Here is a 5,708-nt window from a genome sequence, read left to right on the forward strand (position 1 = left end):
GGGAAAAAGGTTCATTTATATGTTGGTTGGTCTGGGAAAAAAAGAAAGAATATTTTTTTTCGAAATAAGTTGCCAGGTTAAAAAACAGTTGTATATTTGCAGCCGCTTAGGGAAACACCTAAGGAAAACGAAGTAAAAAATGTCGTAGGATATTTGGAGCGGAGTGGATAGAAGTTCATTGAAATATTGTGGAGATTATAAGAATCGAGAACAGGTGAGGACCTGTTCGAGAGGAACACGAATTAAGAAACATACCATATAATGTGCCTTGAGCATATTTGGATATATTGAATCGAGAGTCGGGGCCGGGAGAGATTTGGTTTCGTTGGGACGAATATTTACAAAACAACGATGAAGAGTTTGATCCTGGCTCAGGATGAACGCTAGCGGCAGGCCTAACACATGCAAGTCGAGGGGCAGCGGGGAGAAGCTTGCTTTTCCGCCGGCGACCGGCGCACGGGTGCGCACCGCGTATGGAACCTACCTTGTACAGGGGAATAGCCCAGGGAAACTTGGATTAATGCCCCGTAGCACCGTATTTCGGCATCGTTATACGGTTAAAGTCTTCGGGCGGTACAAGATGGCCATGCGTCCCATTAGCTAGTTGGTAAGGTAACGGCTTACCAAGGCTACGATGGGTAGGGGCCCTGAGAGGGGGATCCCCCACACTGGTACTGAGACACGGACCAGACTCCTACGGGAGGCAGCAGTGAGGAATATTGGACAATGGAGGGGACTCTGATCCAGCCATGCCGCGTGCAGGAAGAATGCCCTATGGGTAGTAAACTGCTTTTATACGGGAAGAAAAAGAGCTACGTGTAGCTTACTGACGGTACCGTAAGAATAAGGACCGGCTAACTCCGTGCCAGCAGCCGCGGTAATACGGAGGGTCCGAGCGTTATCCGGAATTATTGGGTTTAAAGGGTCCGTAGGCGGGCCGATAAGTCAGGGGTGAAAGTCTGCCGCTCAACGGTAGAACTGCCTTTGATACTGTCGGTCTTGAGTTATAGTGAAGTTGCCGGAATATGTAGTGTAGCGGTGAAATGCATAGATATTACATAGAACACCGATTGCGAAGGCAGGTGACTAACTATCGACTGACGCTGATGGACGAAAGCGTGGGGAGCGAACAGGATTAGATACCCTGGTAGTCCACGCCGTAAACGATGGATACTAGCTGTCCGGGTCCTTGAGACCTGGGCGGCCAAGCGAAAGTGATAAGTATCCCACCTGGGGAGTACGTTCGCAAGAATGAAACTCAAAGGAATTGACGGGGGCCCGCACAAGCGGTGGAGCATGTGGTTTAATTCGATGATACGCGAGGAACCTTACCAGGGCTTAAATGCATATTGACAGGGTCAGAGATGACTTTTCCTTCGGGCAATTTGCAAGGTGCTGCATGGTTGTCGTCAGCTCGTGCCGTGAGGTGTCAGGTTAAGTCCTATAACGAGCGCAACCCCTACCGTTAGTTGCCAGCATGTCATGATGGGGACTCTAACGGGACTGCCGGTGCAAACCGTGAGGAAGGTGGGGATGACGTCAAATCATCACGGCCCTTACGTCCTGGGCCACACACGTGCTACAATGGCAGGTACAGAGAGCAGCCACGTCGCAAGGCGGAGCGAATCTATAAAACCTGTCACAGTTCGGATCGGGGTCTGCAACTCGACCCCGTGAAGCTGGAATCGCTAGTAATCGGATATCAGCCATGATCCGGTGAATACGTTCCCGGGCCTTGTACACACCGCCCGTCAAGCCATGGAAGCCGGGAGTGCCTGAAGTCCGTCACCGTAAGGAGCGGCCTAGGGCAAGATCGGTAACTAGGGCTAAGTCGTAACAAGGTAGCCGTACCGGAAGGTGCGGCTGGAACACCTCCTTTCTAGAGATTGTCCTTTTAAGGACGGTCCCTGGCGAAACGAAGAATCGGAATAACGGTCCCGGTCTTTTGGTTTAATACAATTGTTTTTTTTTAAGATAAAGTGTTCGGATAAGAATAAAGATCTCCATAATCATGATATATAAGTAATTGCTTTTCCGGGAAGGTATTTATACTGAAGAGGAAGAGTAGGGACAGTCCCATAGCTCAGCTGGTTAGAGCGCTACACTGATAATGTAGAGGTCGGCAGTTCGAGTCTGCCTGGGACTACAAACAAGAAAGGGTGCCCATCGGGCATTACGTTCATATATTGAAATATTGAAGGAAATTTTAGAAGTTGTGCTACCTGTCAACTGTAAACTGGCAACAGCCGACTTATGGAATTGGGGGATTAGCTCAGCTGGCTAGAGCGCCTGCCTTGCACGCAGGAGGTCATCGGTTCGACTCCGATATTCTCCACTGGGCGATGCCCGGGGATAATTTATTTTATCTCCAAGTATCGCGGATGAGAGAGATAGGTATTCAATTGCCTGTCGTGGCTCACGACAACGTTCATTGACATATTGGAACAGGAGGTAAGACATTTTTAATGTTTTATCGACTAAAAAAGAAAGAAACACGAATCTTTATTAAGTAAAGAGTACGAATTAAGAATAGAATAGATTAAAGATCTGGCGACAAGCTGGAAAAGGGCGTATGGGGAATGCCTAGGCTCTCAGAGGCGAAGAAGGACGTGATAAGCTGCGAAAAGCTACGGGGATCGGCACACACGATATGATCCGTAGATATCCGAATGGGGCAACCCGGCATATTGAAGATATGTCATCTCGTAAGAGAAGCAAACCCGGGGAACTGAAACATCTAAGTACCCGGAGGAGGAGAAAACAAAAGTGATTCCGATAGTAGCGGCGAGCGAAATCGGATTAGTCCAAACCGTACATGTTCCGGCATGTGCGGGGTTGTAGGACCACGACATTCGAGATGTGATGAACTAGAACGCTTTGGAAATAGCGGCCATAGAGGGTGATAGTCCCGTATAGGTAAAGAGCATTAAGATAGTGGTATCCTGAGTAGTGCGGGGCACGTGAAACCCTGTATGAATCCGGCGGGACCATCCGCCAAGACTAAATACTCCTGAGAGACCGATAGTGAACCAGTACCGTGAGGGAAAGGTGAAAAGAACCGTGAATAACGGAGTGAAATAGATCCTGAAACCATACGCTTACAAGCGGTCGGAGCCCATATGGGTGACGGCGTGCCTTTTGCATAATGAGCCTACGAGTTACTTTTACTGGCAAGGTTAAGTTCTTCAGGAACGGAGCCGTAGCGAAAGCGAGTCTTAATAGGGCGCCATAGTCAGTAGTAGTAGACGCGAAACCGTGCGATCTACCCATGGGCAGGTTGAAGCTGTGGTAACACATAGTGGAGGACCGAACCCGTTGACGTTGAAAAGTCTTGGGATGACCTGTGGGTAGGGGTGAAAGGCCAATCAAGCTCGGAAATAGCTCGTACTCCCCGAAATGCATTTAGGTGCAGCGTGTAGATAGTTTTATAGAGGTAGAGCTACTGATTGGATGCGGGGGCTTCACCGCCTACCAATTCCTGACAAACTCCGAATGCTATAAAATGTTTCTGCGCAGTGAGGGCATGGGTGCTAAGGTCCATGTCCGAGAGGGAAAGAACCCAGATCACCGGCTAAGGTCCCAAAGTATATGCTAAGTTGATATAACGCGGTGGAACTGCATTGACAGCCAGGATGTTGGCTTGGAAGCAGCCATTCATTTAAAGAGTGCGTAACAGCTCACTGGTCGAGCGGTTCCGCATGGATAATAATCGGGCATAAGCATATCACCGAAGCCGTGACTTTGTATTTATACAAGGGGTAGGGGAGCATTGTAACTGCGTCGAAGGCGTACCTGCGAGGGATGCTGGAGCGGTTACAAACGAAAATGTAGGCATAAGTAACGATAATGCGGGCGAGAAACCCGCACGCCGAAAGACCAAGGTTTCCCCAGCTATGCTAATCAGCTGGGGGTCAGTCGGGACCTAACGCGAACCCGAAGGGGATAGTGGATGGACAACAGATTAATATTTCTGTACCTGCTCACGCTAAAAGTGACGGAGGCGAGAAGTTGGTGCGTACAGACGGAATTGTACGTTGAAGGGAGCGGTAACGCCCCGATAGTACACCGAGGCCACGGCCAAGGTGATAATCCAGCATATCGACTTCCAAGAAAAGCGAGTGAAGCAGCCCGTACCGTAAACCGACACAGGTGGTTGGGATGAGTATTCTAAGGCGCTCGAGAGATTCATGGCTAAGGAACTAGGCAAAATAGACCCGTAACTTCGGGAGAAGGGTCGCCCCCTTATGGGGGGCCGCAGTGAAGAGGTCCAGGCGACTGTTTATCAAAAACACAGGGCTCTGCAAAATCGAAAGATGAAGTATAGGGCCTGACACCTGCCCGGTGCTGGAAGGTTAAGAGGAGATGTAAGCTTCGGCGAAGCATTGAATTGAAGCCCCAGTAAACGGCGGCCGTAACTATAACGGTCCTAAGGTAGCGAAATTCCTTGTCGGGTAAGTTCCGACCTGCACGAATGGTGCAACGATCTGGACACTGTCTCGGCCATGAGCTCGGTGAAATTGTAGTATCGGTGAAGATGCCGGTTACCCGCAGTGGGACGAAAAGACCCCGTGCACCTTTACTATAGCTTCGTATTGACCTTGGTCAAGCAATGTGTAGGATAGCTGGGAGACTTTGAAGCTGCATCGCCAGGTGTGGTGGAGTCATTGTTGAAATACCAGCCTTTGCTTGTCCGGGGCCTAACTCTCTTCTGAGAGAACAGTGCGTGGTGGGTAGTTTGACTGGGGTGGTCGCCTCCAAAAGAGTAACGGAGGCTTCTAAAGGTGCCCTCAATACGGTTGGCAATCGTGTGTAGAGTGCAATGGCACAAGGGCGCTTGACTGAGAGACATACAGGTCGATCAGGTTGGAAACAAGAGCATAGTGATCCGGTGGTTCCGCATGGAAGGGCCATCGCTCAAAGGATAAAAGGTACGCCGGGGATAACAGGCTGATCTCCCCCAAGAGCTCATATCGACGGGGGGGTTTGGCACCTCGATGTCGGCTCGTCACATCCTGGGGCTGGAGAAGGTCCCAAGGGTTGGGCTGTTCGCCCATTAAAGTGGCACGCGAGCTGGGTTCAGAACGTCGTGAGACAGTTCGGTCTCTATCTACTGCGGGCGTTAGAAATTTGAGTGGATCTGACTCTAGTACGAGAGGACCGAGTTGGACCGACCGCTGGTGCACCAGTTGTTCCGCCAGGAGCATCGCTGGGTAGCTATGTCGGGATCGGATAAGCGCTGAAAGCATATAAGCGCGAAACCGGCCACAAGATGAGATTTCTTTAAAGGGCCGTGGGAGATGACCACGTTGATAGGCTATAGGTGGAAGGGCAGTAATGTCCGTAGCCGAGTAGTACTAATTGCCCGTCAGGCTTGCGCATACGTACGTCCCTTCCTTGTGGAGGGGCGCACGACGATCTTTACTTCTTTCTTTTTATACCGAAACATACTTTTATAATATAAGTGCTTCTTTCCTTTATAGGATCCTGTTCCATACATGTCAACGATATTGCGGCGAAGGCCGCGGTCGGATATATCCGATCCAAAACTTAGGTGGCCATGGCGACGGGGCCCACCCCTTACCATTCCGAACAGGGAAGTTAAGACCGTTTGCGCCGATGGTACTGCTATACCAAGTGGGAGAGTAGGTAGCCGCCTTTTTCGAAAGCCCCTTACAGCAATGTAAGGGGCTTTTTTTATACCTTAAAGT

2 tRNA genes and 3 rRNA genes are annotated in these 5,708 nt (G+C 50.0%); all 5 read left to right on the plus strand.

Going from position 1 to position 5,708, the window contains the following annotated elements:
* The first annotated feature begins 348 nt into the window (after positions 1–348).
* The 5 genes from PXC01_RS18255 to rrf all read left to right on the plus strand — a co-directional run bounded on the left by PXC01_RS18255 (position 349) and on the right by rrf (position 5,659).
* Positions 349–1,879 (plus strand): 16S ribosomal RNA (locus PXC01_RS18255).
* 193 nt (positions 1,880–2,072) lie between these two features.
* A tRNA-Ile gene (locus PXC01_RS18260) sits at positions 2,073–2,146 on the plus strand.
* Positions 2,147–2,261: 115 nt separating this feature from the next.
* Positions 2,262–2,335, plus strand: a tRNA-Ala gene (locus tag PXC01_RS18265).
* A gap of 215 nt (positions 2,336–2,550) precedes the next feature.
* A 23S ribosomal RNA gene (locus PXC01_RS18270) occupies positions 2,551–5,379 on the plus strand.
* Positions 5,380–5,547: 168 nt separating this feature from the next.
* Positions 5,548–5,659: ribosomal RNA gene (rrf, locus tag PXC01_RS18275) — 5S ribosomal RNA — on the plus strand.
* The 16S, 23S and 5S rRNA genes sit together here with 2 tRNA genes alongside, the layout of an rRNA operon.
* Positions 5,660–5,708: the final 49 nt, after the last annotated feature.

Origin of the sequence: Maribacter huludaoensis, assembly GCF_029350945.1 — a bacterium.
Lineage (GTDB): Bacteria > Bacteroidota > Bacteroidia > Flavobacteriales > Flavobacteriaceae > Maribacter > Maribacter huludaoensis.